The following is a 14,664-nucleotide window of genomic DNA, read 5'->3' on the forward strand; positions in this document are numbered from 1 at the left end:
TGCGACTCCTGATCGTTGAAGATGACGCCGAGGCTGCGGCCTATCTGACCAAGGCCTTTCGCGAGGCCGGCCATGTCGCCGATCACGCGGCCGACGGGCTGGAAGGCTACGCCATGGCGGAGGGCGGCGGTTATGACGTGCTGGTGATCGATCGCATGCTGCCGCGGCTGGACGGTCTCTCGCTGATCAGGTCGCTGCGCGAACAGAACGACACGACCCCGGCGCTGATCCTCTCCGCGCTGGCGCAGGTCGACGACCGGGTGAAGGGGCTGCGCGCCGGCGGCGACGACTACCTGCCCAAGCCCTATGCCTTCTCCGAGCTGCTCGCCCGCGTCGAGGTGCTGTCGCGCCGCCGTGCGGCCCCGGCTTCGGAGCCCACCACCTATCGCGTCGGCGATCTCGTGCTCGACAGGCTGGCCCATCGCGTCACGCGCGGCGCCGAAGAGGTGCTGCTACAGCCGCGCGAGTTTCGCCTGCTGGAATATCTGATGAAGCATGCCGGGCAGGTGGTGACGCGCACCATGCTGCTCGAGAATGTCTGGGATTATCATTTCGACCCGCAGACCAACGTCATCGACGTCCATGTCAGCCGCCTGCGCGCCAAGGTCGACAAGGGTTTCGAGCATCCGATGATCCACACCATTCGCGGCGCGGGGTACATGGTCCGTGACGCCAGCCGCTGATCCCGTCGCAGGGCGTAGCCGGCGCCAGCATCTGCTGCCCAACCTGTTCCGTACGACCGCCTTCAAGCTGACGGCGGTCTATCTCGTCGTCTTCGCGCTCTTCGCCGGCTTCGTGCTCGGCTATGTCGCCTGGAACGCCCGCCGCCTGCTCGACGACCAGATCCGCTTCACCATCGATGCCGAGATCCAGGGCCTCGCCGAGCAGCAGCGGCTCGGCGGCATGCGCCGCCTGATCAACGTCATCGAGCGGCGCTCGCGCGGGCCCGGCGCCTCGCTCTACCTCGTCGCCTCGCCGATCGGCGAGCGGATCGCCGGCAATGTCGAGGCGCTGCCGCCCGGCGCGCTCGACCGGCCGGGCGAGCGCGAGATCGAATATGCCCGCACCAGCGACGGCGTCGAGACGCCGAGCCGGGCGCTGGTGCGCGTCTTCATCCTGCCAGCCGGGTTCAGGCTGCTCGTCGGGCGCGATCTCGAGGAACGCGAGCGGCTCGGCGCCGTGATCCGGCGCGCCGCCGGCTGGTCGATGCTGCTGGTCGTCGTGCTCGGCTGTTTCGCCAGCTGGTTCGTCGCCCGCCGCGTCCTCAAGCGCATCGACGGCATGACGGAGACCGCCCAGAGCATCATGGCCGGGGATCTGCAGGGACGCCTAGCCATCGCCGGCACCGGCGACGAGCTCGACCGGCTGGCCGACAACCTCAACGCCATGCTCGACCGGATCGGCGAGCTGATGGCCGGGATGCAGCAGGTTTCCGACAATATCGCCCATGATCTGAAGACGCCGCTGACGCGCCTGCGCAACCGGGCGGAAGAGGCGCTGCGCACCGCTTCCACGGCCGACGAGCTGCGCGCGGCGCTGGATGGCGCGATCGACGAGGCGGATAATCTGATCCGCGTCTTCAACGCCCTGCTGATGATCGCGCGGCTGGAGGCCGGGCGCATCACCGACAGCATGAACGATCTCGATCTCTCGGAGATCGTCGCGGGGATGGCCGAACTCTACGAACCCCTGGCGGAGGAGGCCGGGTTGGCGCTGCGGACCCGGATCGCGCCGGGGCTGCGTATCGCCGGCCATCGCGAGCTGCTCGGCCAGGCGCTGGCCAATCTCATCGACAACGCGCTGAAATACGGCGAGAGCGGCGCTGCCGCCCCGGAGATCCTGATCGAAGCCGCGCCGAGCGGGCCGATGATCGAACTCTCCGTCGCCGATCACGGCCCCGGCATTCCGGAGGCCGATCGCTCGAGGGTGCTGGAGCGCTTCGTCAGGCTGGACCGGAGCCGCAGCAAGCCGGGCTTCGGCCTCGGCCTGTCGCTGGCGGTCGCCGTGGTGAAGCTGCATGGCGGCCAGCTCCGGCTGGAGGATAATGCGCCCGGGCTGCGCGTGGTCATGACCCTGCCCGCCGCCGCTTCCGCCGCGCAAGCAGCTGTGGACACACCGGCGCCGGGCACCGCCATCCCCTCGACACCGCCGGCGGAGCCTGCTCGGCTCGCCCCACCCTAGAGGCCCGCCGGCGCATCCGATCGATCCGGCCGGGCCGCGGGGGGCAGGGCAGGGCGAGAGGTGGCGGCATCATGCAGGGGCGGCTCTTCGAAAGGCTGAAGCAGGCGCCGGTCCTGCCGGCGCGGGCCAAGGCCGCGGCCCTGGTCGCACGCGAGCTGATCGAGCGCCTGCGCGACGAGGAGCTCGCCGCCGCGCTGCAGGCGCATCTCGCCGAACAGCCTTCGTCCCTCGCGCTGGTCGCGGGGGTGCTGGCGCATTCGCCCTTCCTGACGCAGATCATGCGGCAAAATCCCGATCTCCTGCTCGCGACGCTGATCGAGGTGCCGGAGGACAGGCGCGACGCCCTGCTGGCGGCGCTGGAGACCGAGGCCGGCAGCGCCGATACGCCGGGGCTGATGCGGCTGCTGCGCCGCTTCCGTCAGGCGATGGCGCTGCTCGTCGCGCTCGCCGATATCGGCGGCGTCTGGACCGTCGAGGCCGTGACGCAGGCCCTGACCGCTACGGCGGATGCGGCGGTGCGCCTGGCGGCGGAGCATGCGCTGCGCCAGCAGGCGGATCTCGGCCGGATCCGGCTGGCGGAGCCGGTAAAGCCCGGTGCGGGCACAGGCCTGGTCGTGCTGGCGCTCGGCAAGCACGGTGCCGGCGAGCTCAACTACTCCTCGGATATCGACATCGTCGTCTTCTTCGATCCGGAGGCGGCGGAGGCCGCGGGCGTCGCCGAGCCCACGACCTTCTTCGTCAAGCTGACGCAGGTGATGGCGCGGATCATCCAGGAGCGCACCCCCGACGGCTATGTCTTCCGCGTCGATCTGCGCCTGCGGCCCGACCCGGCCTCGACCCATGTCGCCGTGCCGCTGCCCAGCGCCTATGCCTATTACGAGACCGTCGGGCAGAATTGGGAGCGCGCCGCCATGATCAAGGCGCGCCCCATCGCCGGCGACATCGCGCTCGGCCAGCAATTCCTGCGCGATCTCGCCCCCTTCATCTGGCGCAAATACTTCGATTTCGCGACCATCGCCGATATCCACGCGATGAAGCGCCAGATCCAGACCGTGAAGGGCCACGAGACCATCGCGGTGGCGGGCCATAATGTGAAGCTCGGCCGCGGCGGCATCCGCGAGATCGAATTCTTCGTGCAGACCCAGCAGCTCGTCTTTGGCGGCCGCCGGCCGGCTTTGCGCGGGCCGCGTACCTTGGACATGCTGGCGGAGCTGACGGAGGAGGGCTGGATCACGCCCAAGGCCCGCGACGAGCTGGCCGCCTGCTATCGCTGGCTGCGGACCATCGAGCACCGCCTGCAGATGCGCCATGACGAGCAGACGCAGACCCTGCCGAAAGCCGCGGCCGACCTCGAGGCCTTCGCCCGCTTCTGCGGCTATGCTTCGGCGGCGGCCTTCGGCAAGGCGCTCACCGCCTGTGCCCGCAAGGTCGAGGGCCATTACGCCCTGTTGTTCGAGGAGGGGCCGAGCCTCGCCGCCGAGGCCGGTACGCTGAGCTTCACCGGCCAGGATCTCGATCCGGAGACGCTGGAGACGCTGCGCAAGCTCGGCTTCCGCGATCCCAGGACGGCCGCCGAGACGGTGCGCGGCTGGCATTTCGGCCGCCGCGCCGCCGTGACCAGCGCCCGCGCGCGCGAGGTGCTCACCGAGCTGACGCCGGCGCTGCTGGTGGCGCTCGGCCGGACGCTCGATCCCGATGGCGCGCTCGCCCATCTCGACAACGCCTTCGTCAGGATGCCGGCCGCCGTCGAATTGCTGACCTTGCTGCGCTCGCATGACCGGCTGCTGACGATTTTCGCCGATATCCTGGGCAGCGCCCCGCGTCTGGCCCGCGTCGCCGCGATGCATCCCCATGTGCTCGACGGCATCATCGACCCCGCCTTCACCTCGGCGACGCTGGATGTCGAGGCCAAGGCCAGGCGCATCCGCGCCTTCGTCGGCACGCCGCCGCCCAGCGTCGAGGACGGGCTCGACCGGCTGCGCGACGCCGCCCGGCAGGAGAATTTCCTGGTCGGGGCCCGGCTGCTCTCCGGGGTCTATGATGCGCACCGGGCCGGCGAGGCCTATTGCGCCGTGGCGGAGGCGTGCCTGCGCGTCGCCTATGAGGATACGCGCGCCGCCTTCGCCGCCGAGCATGGCAGCGTCGCCGGCGGGCAGACGGTGGTGCTGGGGCTCGGGCGGCTCGGTGCCGGCGAATTGACCCCGTCCTCCGATCTCGATCTCATCCTGCTCTATGACAGGCCGGGCGAGGCCGAGCCCAGCGACGGGCGAAGGCCGCTCGACCCGGTGACCTGGCATATCCGCTTCACCCAGCGCCTCGTCGCGGCGCTGACGGTGCCGACGCGGCGCGGAACGCTCTACCAGGTCGATATGCGCCTGCGCCCTTCCGGCAATAAGAGCCCGGTCGCGACCCAGTTCGCCGGTTTCGAGGCCTATCACCAGGGCGAGGCGGAGATCTGGGAGGAGATGGCGCTGACCCGCGCCCGCGTCATCCTCGGCGACGGAGCGCTGGCCGAGCGTGCCCGGCGGAGCATCGCCGCGATCCTGCGCCGCGAGCGCAAGGCGGCGACGGTCGCCGCCGCCGTGCTCGAGATGCGCAGCCTGATCGCGCGGGAGAAGGGCGAGGGCGACCCCTGGGATTTGAAGCTCGCGGCCGGCGGCCTCACCGATCTCGATTTCCTCGCGCAGTTCCTGGTTCTCGCTCATGCGGCCCGTCATCCCGAGCTGCTGGTTCCCGAGACGGGGGCGGTGTTTCGGGCCGCGGAAGCGGCGGGGCTGCTCAGCCCGGGCGATGCCGGCTTCCTCGACGAGGCCTATGCGCTGGTCGGCGCGGTCCAGCTCTGGCAGCGCTTCACCGTGGAGGAGGGGGCCGAGGCCGGTGCCGTCCCGCCCCGCGTGCTCAGCCGCATCGCCACGGCCGTCGGCCGACCTGACGCCAAGGTGCTGAAGGCGGAGCTCGACGAGCTGCGCCAGGGCGTGCGCGCGCGCTTCCTGGCGATATTGGGTGCGGCCCGGAAGGGCTAGACGGCCGTCGCCGCTGTCTCACGCCGCCTGGGCGAGCTTGCTCGTCGGCAGGCCGAGCGGCAGATGCACCATCACGATCGTGCCGGCGCCGATCGCCGAGCGCAGCCTGAGCGAGCCGCCATGCAGCTCCACCAGCGAGCGGGCGATGGCGAGGCCGAGACCCGAGCCCTTGTAGCTGCGGGTCAGATCGCCCTCGACCTGCTCGAAGGGGCGGCCGATCCGGTCGATCTTGTCCTTGGGGATGCCGATTCCCGTATCCTCGACGAAGATGTTGAGCGCGCCCGGCACCTGGCGGACCCGCAGCGCGACGCTGCCGCCTTCGGGGGTGAATTTGACGGCGTTGTCCAGGAGGTTGCCGAGGATCTGGTACAGCGCATGGGGATCGGCGTGAATGGCGACGTCGCGAGGGCCTTCCATGGTCAGCGTCAGCTGCTTGCGGTCGCTCTCGTCGGAGATCTTGCGCATCGCCTCGTCGACCACCAGCCCGATCGCGACCTCGGATTTCTCCAGCCGCATCCGCCCGGATTCGATGCGCGACATGTCGAGGATGTCGTTGATGACGCCCAGGAGATAGCCGCCGCTGGAGCGGATGTCGCGGACGTAATCGAGATACTTGTCGCAGCCCAGGCTGCCGAACAGGCCGTTCTCCATGATTTCCGAGAAGCCGATGATGGCGTTCAGCGGGGTGCGCAGCTCATGGCTCATATTGGCCAGGAATTCCGATTTGGCGCGGTTGGCGCTGACCGCCGCCGCCTTCTGCTCGAGATAGCGCTCGGCCAGGTCGGCGAGCTGCTGGGCCTGCGCCTCGAGCTTCTGCCGCGACGCCTTGAGATCGGTGACGTGCAGCAGCAGCTGGTGCTCGGACTGGGTCAGCCGCTCTTCCTGCTGCTTGAGCTTGGTGATGTCGGTGCCGACCGACACCGAGCCGCCATCCTTGGTGCGCCGGCCGTTGATCTGCAGCCAGCGGCCATCCGACAGCCGGGCCTCGTAGGAGCCGCAGGCACCGGTCATCAGCCTGGGCTCGCGGTCCATGCTCGGCTGCGCGCTCAGCGCCATCACCTCGTCATGGCTGATCCCCGCCTGCAGCAGTTCCGGCGGCAGCTGGTGCAATTGCTGGTACTTTGCGTTGCAGAGCACCAGGCGCTGCTCGGAATCCCAGAGCACGAAGGCCTCGGAGATCGCCTCGACCGCGTCGCGCAGCCTCGCATCGGCGGTCGCCGTGCGTTCGGCCATGCGGCGCTGCTCCGAGATGTCGACGGCGATGCCGACGAGATGCTGCGAGCGCGTGCGCCGGTCGGTGACCAGCTCGGCCCGCGCCTTGAGCCAGACCCATTCGCCGGCGGCGTCGCGCACCCGGAATTCCTGGTCGAGATGGTCGGCCTCGCCACGGCTGATCGCATCGGCCAGCGCGTAGAAATCGGCGTCGTCGGGATGGATGAAGGCCGAGACCTCGCCGAAGGACATGAAGTCGCCGGCGCGGTCATAGCCCAGCATCGCATACATGGAATCCGACCAGTAGATCTGGCCGCGCGCCAGGTCCCAGTCCCACAGCCCGCAATGGCCGCGGTTCAGCGCGGTGTCGATGCGCTCGCGCACCCGGTCGCAATCCTCGTCGGCGGCGCGGGCGCGGCGCGCCTGCAGCATGAAGGCGATGGTGGTCGCGCCCAGGGCGAGCCCGGCTGCGCCGAACAGCACCGCCAGGCCGCGCCGGCGCTCATGCCAGACGCCCAGCGCCCGCGAGACCGGCTGCATCACCGCGACCTGGCCGAGCGGGGCGGCGAGATTGCGCACCGAGGCCAGCATGTCGGGGCCGCCGGGCGGGGTGATGCGCATCACGCCGGCACGCTCGCCGAACACGGTCAGGGGCTGCGTCGGTCCCAGAATGTCGACCAGTGTGCGCTGGGTGCGGCCGATCACCGGCTCGCTGGCGACGATATGGCCATCGGCGGCGCTGACATGCACGATCCGCCCCTGTTTCGAGATGTAGCGGGCGGCGAGGGCGGCCAGCGCGATCTCCGCGCTCTTCTCGACCCGGCTGGCGGCATCGAGCTCCGCGGCGATCAGCGCGGAGAGGACGTCGATGTCGCGCGTCGCGGTCTCCAGCGCGTCGTCGCGCATCGCCGTGTTCTGGACCAGCGCGCCGAGGCACAGCGTCAGGATGAAGGCCACGACGACAGCGGGGAGGAGGGCGCGGACGCTGGGCTCCAGGGCTTCGAAGCGGCTGTGCAGCGGGTTGCGCACCGAACGTGCTACCCCCAGAATCGTGCGTGCGCGCATAGGCGCGCAGCTCGCGTTCGCACGCGTCATGCCCGTCCCCCTTCGGAAAACCGTTACCGTCAGCAAGATCGGGAGACGTGCCGCATCCCCTCGAATCACTTTCAGTTGAATCCTCGCGAGGCGGTTTGTCTAGCCTTGAGTTGAATCAGCACTGCAGAATTCGCCTTTGGGTTGTAGTGCCGATTCGGATGAATCCTGTGCGCGTAATGATCCGTTAATCTTTCGGACAGGTGCGCGTTAACCTTTCAGGCGAGCGCCCGTTCGGCGATGTCCGAGACGTCCCGCGACAGCCCCGGCGTCTGCGCGACGCGGGCGAGCGCAGCCTCCGCCAGCCCCTTGCGCACCGGCTCCAGCATGCGCCAGCTCTTGAACGAACCGAGCAGCCGCGAGGCCACCTGCGGGTTGGTGCGATCGAGCGCGATCACCATATCCGCGATGAAGTGATAGCCCGCGCCGTCGATGCGGTTGAACTGGGTGAGATTGGCCGCGAAACCGCCGATCAGCGCCCGCACGCGGTTGGGATTGCCGAGCGCGAAAGCGCGATGCGCCATCAGCGCCTTGACCCGGTCGAGCGTCCCCGGCTCGGCGATCAGCGCTTGCGCCATCAGCCATTTGTCGAGGACGAGCGGCTCCTCGGCATAGAGCGCCGCGAACCGCCCGATCAGCTCTTCGCGCGCCTCGCCCGGGATCAGCGTCATCGCCGCCAGCGCCGCGAGGCGGTCGGTCAGATTATCGGCCTCCGCGAATTGGGCCTGCACCAGCGCCGCGCCCTGCGCCGGTTCCGCCAGCGCGATCAGGCCGAGCGCCTCGTTGCGCAGCGCCCGCCGCCCGGCGGAGGCGGCATCGGGAGAGAACGGCCCCGGCCTGGTCAACGCCTCGCGCAGCGACGTCAGCGTCCGGCCGATCTGCCGGCCGATGATCGCGGCGAGCTGGCGATGCGCCGAGAAGATCAGGTCGGGATGCACGTCGCGGCCGATCTCGCGGGCGACATCGGCCGGGGCGGGCAGTCGCAGCACCTGCGCCGCGAAGGCCGGGTCGCCGGTGCCGTGCCGGCCCAGGAACAGCGCGAGCGCCTCCGCGATGTCCTGCGCGCGCGCCGTCAGCGCCGAGGTCTCCGCGCCCGGACGGCCCGCCGCCACCAGCGCCCGCATCGCCACGCTCTGCAGAGCCTGCCAGCGGTTGAAGGAATCGCTGTCGGCGGTGAACAGCCGCAGCAGCTCCGCATCCGCCAGATCCAGCTCCAGCCGCGCCGGCGCGGAAAAGCCGCGCAGAAGCGACGGGATCGGCGCCTCGTCCAGCCCGGTGAAGGTCACCGTCGCCGATGTCCTGTCGAGGATGACGAGCCCGTCGCCGGCATAGGCCTCGGATTGCGTCCGCAGCGGCAAATCGCCCTGGCTGCCGACCAGGCCCAGCGCCACCGGCAGCAGCATCGGTGCCTTGTCCGGCTGCCCCGGCGTGGGCGGGGTGGTCTGGGCGAGGTCGAGCGTATAGCTGCGCGCCGCCGCGTCGTAGCGGCCCGACGCGACGATGGTGGGCGTTCCCGCCTGCTCGTACCATTGCGCGAAATGGGTGAGGTCGCGGCCGGCGCTCTCGGCGAAGCAGGCGAGGAAATCCTCCACCGTCGCCGCCGTCCCGTCGCAGCGCGCGAAATACAGCTCCATGCCCGCCGCGAAGGCCTCCGCGCCGATCAGGGTCTTCAGCATGCGGATCAGCTCCGCGCCCTTCTCATAGACCGTCGGCGTGTAGAAGTTGTTGATTTCCTTATAGGCGCGCGGCCGCACCGGATGCGCCAGCGGGCCGGCGTCCTCCGAGAACTGCGTCGCCCGCAAGGTCCTGACATCGGCGATGCGCTTGACCGGCCGCGAGCGTTCATCCGCGGTGAATTCCTGGTCGCGGAACACCGTCAGACCCTCTTTCAGGCAGAGCTGGAACCAGTCGCGGCAGGTGATGCGGTTGCCGGTCCAATTGTGGAAATACTCATGCGCGATGATCGACTCGATGCTGGCATAGTCGCCATCCGTCGCGGTCTGCGGATCGGCCAGCACATATTTGTCGTTGAAGATGTTGAGGCCCTTGTTCTCCATCGCCCCCATGTTGAAATCCGACACGGCGACGACGTTGAAGACGTCGAGATCATAGTTGCGGCCGAAGACGCGCTCGTCCCAGCGCATGCAGCGGATCAGCGAATCCATCGCCCAGCCGGCGCGGCCGGCCTTGCCCGGCTCGACATAGACCGCGAGCTCCACCGCCCGCCCATCCGCCGTGACGTAACGCTCGCGCAGATGGTCCAGCGCGCCGCCGACGAGGGCGAAGAGATAGGCCGGCTTGGGATGAGGATCATGCCAGACGGCGAAATGCCGGTCGGAATTGGCGACCTCGCCCGTCGCCACCAGATTGCCGTTGGACAGCAGCACCGGCGCATCGGCCTTCCGCGCCTCCAGCCGCACCGTATAGACCGACATCACATCGGGCCGGTCGAGGAAATAGGTGATGCGGGGGAAGCCATCGGCCTCGCATTGCGTGCAATAGACGTTCGAGGACCGGTAGAGCCCCATCAGCTTGGTGTTGGCGGAGGGGTCGACCACCGTCTCGACCAGCAGCGTGAAGGCCCGCTGCGGCGGCGCGTGCAGCGTCAGCGCCTGGGACGTCGCCTCGTAGAGATCCGCGGCGACGGGCTGCCCGTCCAGCAGCAACCGCTCCAGCGCCAGCTCGTCGCCGTCCAGCACGAGAGGAGCGCCCGGCCGCCCCGCCGGATTCGGCCGCAGCCCGAGCTGCGCCCGCACCCGCGTCGCCTGCGGCTCCAGCTGGATGTCGAGATCGACCGTGTCGATCAGCCAGTCCGAGGGGCGATAGGCCTCGAGGCGGATCAGGGGAGTGTCGTCGGCGCGCATGGAAGTCCCGCAGGCTGTGATGAAGAGACGGGTGTAGACCGGGCCGACGCGCGCCGGAAGCCCGGGCGGGGAAGCGGCATCGCCGCAGCGCCGGCCAGGCTTCAGCCCGCCTGGTGGCTCGGCTCGGCATGGCTGACCAGCCGGCAGACCTGCGGGCGCGACAGTCGGACGGCGCGCTCGATCGCATCGACGGCGGCATGGACGGCCGCGACGTCGAGCGCGGCATCCGCCCGGCAATGATAATTGACCACCAGCCCGTTGGCGGTCTGGCGCACGCGCACGCTGTGGATGTCGTGCACCGGCCCGCCGAGCCGCAGCGCCTCCGCCGCCAGCGCCTTGCCGATGTCCTCGACCGTCTCCCAGGCGGCGTTGTGGCCGCTGGGCGCGCCGATCGCCATCGGCTCGATATGCGTCTCGACCTCGGTCTCGCCGCCGAATTCGGCGCGGATCGCCGCCTCCAGCCGCGAGGCCAGCTCATGCGCCTCGCCGAGCGCCAGCGCCGCCTCCACCTCCATGTCGAGGCTGACCGAAAGCCGTTCGCCGATCGTGTGCACCGTGACGTGATGTACGGGGATCTTCATCTTCAGCGCGATCAGCAACACGCGCTCCAGCGCCGTCTCGTCATCGACCTGCACCGGGTTGGCGGTGATCGTGATCTCGGCCAGCGGCTCCTGCTGCGCGATCGCGGCGAGCAGCGCCGATTTGATCGCCACGACCCGGTCCAGAGGCAAAGTGCGCGAGACGCGGATGCCGATCTCGCCATAGACCCGCCCGCCGGCATGGCGCAGCCTCAGCCAGTCCACCGCCACCACCCCGCCGACGGCGGCGGCAGCCTCGGTGATGCGCTCGCTCAGCCCTTCGGGCGCGGTGTCGAGCAGCGTGTCGATGGTCCGCCGCGCCAGCTTGAAGGCCGAGAAGGCGGTGAAGGCGGCGATGGCGAAGGCCGCGACCGTATCGGCCCTGGCGAAACCGTACCAGGAGGCGACGAGCCCGGCCAAGACCATGGCGGAGCCGACGAAATCGGCGGAGAAATGCGTCGCTTCCGCCGCCAGCGCCTCGCTGCCGGTCTCCCGCGCGACCTTCTGCAGCGAGCGCCAGCGCACCGCATCGACCACCATCGACAGGATCAGCACGCCGATCACCACCGGCGTCACCGAGACGGCACTCAGCGCGCCGGTCCAGAGCCGGCTGCCGGCCTCCCAGAGAATCGCCCCGGCCAGGGTGAACAGGATCGCGGTCTCGACCAGCGCCGCCAGCGCCTCGACCTTGCCATGCCCGTAATGATGCTCGTCATCGGCCGGCTTGTCGGCGGCGCGCACGGCGAACCAGGTGAACAGCGTCGAGCCGACGTCGACGAGCCCCTGCAGCGCGTCGGTGAGCAGCGCGAGCGAGCCCGACATCACGGCGGCGACGCCCTTGGCCAGCGTCAGCAGCACCGTCGCCATCACCGACAGGATCGCGGCGCGCTGCTTGATGCGGGAGAGGGTGGCGGCGTCGAGGCGGGGCGATGGCTCGCCTTGCGTTTGCTTCATGGCCCGTCCCGCATGCGGCCCCTTGGAATGCGCCTCGTTTGGCCCGATCTAGTGACAAGATCAACCCGGCCCCGCTCCGAAACCCGAAGGCTCGTCCGATGCGCTATCTCCACACCATGGTCCGCGTGACCGATCTCGATGCCTCGCTCGACTTCTACGTCACCAAATTCGGGCTGGTGGAGACCCGCCGCCTCGAGAACGAGAAGGGCCGTTTCACGCTGGTCTTCCTCGCTGCGCCCGACGAGGTCGAGACGGTGCGCTCGCAGGGCTCGCGCGGCCGGCCGACCCTGGAGCTGACCTATAATTGGGATCCCGAGACCTATACGGGCGGCCGCAATTTCGGCCATCTCGCCTATGAGGTCGACGATATCTACGAGACCTGCGACAGGCTGATGAAGGCCGGGGTCACGATCAACCGGCCGCCCCGCGACGGCAACATGGCCTTCATCCGCTCCCCCGACAACATCTCGATCGAGCTGCTCCAGAAGGGCGATCCGAAGCCGCCGGCGGAACCCTGGAGCAGCATGCCGAATACCGGCAGCTGGTAACGGCCGGGAAGGGGCGGCCGCGGGCGAGCGCGGCCGGCTGCGCCCCCGCGCAGCTCGGCTGCCCGCTGTGGGAAATTCGCGGCGGCGGGGGTAGGCTCGCCGCGACTCGGGCAGCCCTGCGCCGCCCGGCGCGACCCCAAGCGAAAGATCCGCATGTGACCAGCTCAGTCCTCGGCACCATCGCTGGCCAGCCCATCCGCGAGGTCACCCTGCGCTCGCCTTCGGGAGCCGAGGCCAGGATCATGGAATGGGGCGCGGTGCTGCGCGATCTGATCGTACCGCGTCCCGGCGGCGGGCGGCAGCGCGTGGTCCTCGGCCTGCCGCAGCTCGCCGATTACCCCGGCCATTCCCCGCATATGGGCGCGATCGCCGGGCGCTACGCCAACCGCATCGGCCATGGCCGCTTCACCTTGGATGGGCGCGACTACCAGCTTCCCTTGAACCAGGACGGCCGGCACTCCCTGCATGGCGGCGGCCAGGGTTTCGGCAAGCGGCCCTGGACCCTGGTGCATCACGACGAGACCAGCGCGACGCTCGCTCTGGTTTCGCCCGATGGAGACGCCGGATATCCCGGCACGCTGCGCTGCTGGTGCCGCTACAGCCTGACCGGAGCGGCGACGCTGCGCCTCGAGCTCAGCGCCACCACCGATGCGCCGACCATCGTCAACCTGGCCCATCATTCCTATTTCCGGCTGGATGACGCGCCCGACGCGCTCGACCATATTCTGGAGGTCCGCGCCAATCTGATGACTCCGGTCGATGCGGATTCGATCCCCGACGGCGCGCTCCTGCACGTCGCGGGCACGCCCTTCGATTTCCGGCGCGCCAGGCCGATCCGCCAGGCCGGCCCCGACGGCGCGCGCTTCCGCTACGACCATAATTACATGCTGCGGCGGGACAGGCGCGAGCCCTCGGTGGCGAACGGGCTGGAACTCGCCCATGCGGCGACGCTGCGCTCGACCGTGACCGGGCTCGCCATGCAGCTCTGGACCACGGAGCCGGCGCTTCAGGTCTATGACGGCTACAAGCTCGCCTTGACCGTTCCGGGCCATGACGGCGTTGCCTATGGCCCCAGCGCCGGCATCGCGCTGGAGCCGCAGCACGCGCCCGATTCCCCGAACCTGCCGCATCTGCCCGGCACCGTGCTGCGGCCGGGCGAGCTCTATCGGCAAGTCAGCGAATATCGGTTCGGGGAGTAGAGTCATGGCCGGCGTCTTCTGCCTGGGTATCGCCACGCTCGATTACGTCTACAGCGTCGCCAGCCTGCCGACGAAGGGGGAGAAATACCGGGCGCGCGATCTCGTCGTGGTCGGCGGCGGCTGCGCCAGCAATGCCGCCGTCGCCATAGCCCGGCTCGGCGGTCAGGCCTGGCTGGCGACCCGGCTGGCGGATGATCTGACCGGGGACAGGATCCTGGCCGATCTGAAGGCGGAGGGCGTGGAGGCGGGCTTCGCGCTGCGCGTCCCCGGATTGCGCTCTCCCGTCTCCGCCATCCTCGTCGATGGCGAGGGCGAGCGCATGGTGATCTCCTATTCCGATCCCGCCATGCCCGAGGATATCGGCTGGCTGCCGACCGAGCTTCCCGAAGCGGCCGGGGCGGTGCTGGCGGATACGCGCTGGGGCGACGGCTCCTTCGCCGCGCTCGGCCTGGCGCGCGACAGCGGCGTGCCGGGCGTGCTCGACGCCGACCGGCAACCGCCGCATCCCGCTCTGCTGTCGACGGCGAGCCATGTCGCCTTCAGCGCGCAGGCGCTGCGCGAAGTGTCCGGCGACGACGATCCGCGCGAGGGGCTGGCCCGCGCCGCGCAGGGGGTCGACACCTGGCTCGCCGTGACGCTCGGCAAGGAGGGCGTGCTGTTCCAGGAGGCGGGAGGCATCGCCCATCTGCCCGCTTTCGCCGTCGAGACCGTCGACACGCTCGGCGCCGGCGATGTCTGGCACGGCGCCTTCGCGCTGGCGCTGGCCGAGCGGATGAGCGAGCGCGAGGCCGTGCGTTTCGCTTCGGCCACGGCCGCGCTGAAATGCGCCCGCTTCGGCGGCCGCTCCGGCACGCCGAGCCGCGAGGAGCTCGAGCGCTTCCTGGCACAGCACGGGTGAAGCGCAGCGTCGCGCCATCGCTGCCGAAAATTTAGGCAGAGACCGGCGCCCGACCTCTTGCCCGGCGTGACCGGGCGAGGAAGATTGACGCGTCTGACCTGCCGGAAGTTGCCCC

Annotated in this window: 8 protein-coding genes and 1 pseudogene; 6 read left to right on the top strand and 3 right to left on the bottom strand. The window is 69.8% G+C overall.

The window, feature by feature from the left end:
* From ASG72_RS17710 to ASG72_RS17720, 3 genes and pseudogenes are all read left to right on the top strand, one after another.
* A pseudogene (locus ASG72_RS17710) lies at positions 1–683 on the top strand (response regulator transcription factor); the annotation flags it as partial.
* Positions 667–2,181, top strand: a complete 1,515-nt coding sequence (locus tag ASG72_RS17715) for a HAMP domain-containing sensor histidine kinase (protein ID WP_082540452.1) — start codon at positions 667–669, stop codon at positions 2,179–2,181. The pseudogene ASG72_RS17710 and the gene ASG72_RS17715, both read left to right, overlap by 17 nt.
* A gap of 71 nt (positions 2,182–2,252) precedes the next feature.
* Positions 2,253–5,204: a bifunctional [glutamine synthetase] adenylyltransferase/[glutamine synthetase]-adenylyl-L-tyrosine phosphorylase gene (locus ASG72_RS17720; protein WP_056715252.1), complete on the top strand. Its 2,952-nt coding sequence runs from the start codon at positions 2,253–2,255 to the stop codon at positions 5,202–5,204.
* Between the two features lie 18 nt (positions 5,205–5,222).
* Here the strand turns inward: ASG72_RS17720 and ASG72_RS17725 are convergent, their stop codons facing one another.
* The 3 genes from ASG72_RS17725 to ASG72_RS17735 form a co-directional block, all read right to left on the bottom strand.
* Positions 5,223–7,481 (bottom strand): ATP-binding protein, encoded by a 2,259-nt coding sequence (locus ASG72_RS17725; protein WP_244488862.1) that lies wholly within the window; start codon positions 7,479–7,481, stop codon positions 5,223–5,225.
* Positions 7,482–7,726: 245 nt separating this feature from the next.
* Entirely contained in the window at positions 7,727–10,372 is a 2,646-nt protein-coding gene (gene pepN, locus ASG72_RS17730; RefSeq protein ID WP_056715258.1) for an aminopeptidase N, read from the bottom strand.
* 101 nt (positions 10,373–10,473) lie between these two features.
* Complete coding sequence (locus tag ASG72_RS17735) at positions 10,474–11,904, bottom strand: cation-efflux pump (RefSeq protein ID WP_056715261.1); 1,431 nt, start codon at positions 11,902–11,904, stop codon at positions 10,474–10,476.
* A gap of 98 nt (positions 11,905–12,002) precedes the next feature.
* Between ASG72_RS17735 and ASG72_RS17740 the strand changes: the two genes are divergently transcribed.
* The 3 genes from ASG72_RS17740 to ASG72_RS17750 all read left to right on the top strand — a co-directional run bounded on the left by ASG72_RS17740 (position 12,003) and on the right by ASG72_RS17750 (position 14,549).
* Entirely contained in the window at positions 12,003–12,452 is a 450-nt protein-coding gene (locus tag ASG72_RS17740) for a VOC family protein (protein WP_056715264.1), read from the top strand.
* A 155-nt stretch (positions 12,453–12,607) separates the two neighbouring features.
* Positions 12,608–13,651: an aldose epimerase family protein gene (locus ASG72_RS17745; RefSeq protein WP_056715266.1), complete on the top strand. Its 1,044-nt coding sequence runs from the start codon at positions 12,608–12,610 to the stop codon at positions 13,649–13,651.
* A 4-nt stretch (positions 13,652–13,655) separates the two neighbouring features.
* Positions 13,656–14,549, top strand: coding sequence for a PfkB family carbohydrate kinase (locus ASG72_RS17750; RefSeq protein WP_056715269.1), 894 nt, complete (start codon positions 13,656–13,658; stop codon positions 14,547–14,549).
* Positions 14,550–14,664: the final 115 nt, after the last annotated feature.

The organism is Allobosea sp. Leaf344, assembly GCF_001426225.1.
Taxonomy (GTDB): Bacteria; Pseudomonadota; Alphaproteobacteria; order Rhizobiales; family Beijerinckiaceae; genus Allobosea.

Coding starts and splice junctions, on each gene's coding strand:
- ASG72_RS17720 (WP_056715252.1), top strand. CDS start 2,253: ATGCAGGGGCGGCTCTTCGAAAGGCTGAAGCAGGCGCCGGTCCTGCCG.
- pepN (WP_056715258.1), bottom strand. CDS start 10,372: ATGCGCGCCGACGACACTCCCCTGATCCGCCTCGAGGCCTATCGCCCC.
- ASG72_RS17740 (WP_056715264.1), top strand. CDS start 12,003: ATGCGCTATCTCCACACCATGGTCCGCGTGACCGATCTCGATGCCTCG.
- ASG72_RS17750 (WP_056715269.1), top strand. CDS start 13,656: ATGGCCGGCGTCTTCTGCCTGGGTATCGCCACGCTCGATTACGTCTAC.
- ASG72_RS17725 (WP_244488862.1), bottom strand. CDS start 7,481: ATGCGCGCACGCACGATTCTGGGGGTAGCACGTTCGGTGCGCAACCCG.
- ASG72_RS17735 (WP_056715261.1), bottom strand. CDS start 11,904: ATGAAGCAAACGCAAGGCGAGCCATCGCCCCGCCTCGACGCCGCCACC.